This window comes from Priestia sp. SIMBA_032 (assembly GCF_046535215.1).
GTDB classification, from domain to species: domain Bacteria; phylum Bacillota; class Bacilli; order Bacillales; family Bacillaceae_H; genus Priestia; species Priestia aryabhattai.
On record NZ_JAWRXD010001318.1, the window covers coordinates 1 to 246 of the forward strand.

Here is a 246-nt window from a genome sequence, read left to right on the forward strand (position 1 = left end):
CCCCGCTTCTGCGCCGTAAGCGGAGACGAACAGTTCCATCGCTTTTTGGGAAATGTCGTCGGTTTCGTCGATGGCGGCGTTGGAAATGGCAGCGGCGGGTACTGCTTCTTCGAGCATCTTACGGGTGTTGGGGTGGTCTGCAAAGTGGCGCGATCACCCGAATCATGGCACGGATCAGCGGGCGAGGCGTGTAGTACTCGCCGCCGTTGCGCCCGGCGTTACCCATGTTCTTGATCTTGGCTTCAT

1 protein-coding gene is annotated in these 246 nt (G+C 59.3%); it reads right to left on the reverse strand.

Annotated features, from left to right (window positions below):
- The coding region (locus SB717_RS38585) for a glucokinase (protein ID WP_410908514.1) at nt 1-117 on the reverse strand (117 nt) is incomplete at its 3' end.
- Nucleotides 118-246: the final 129 nt, after the last annotated feature.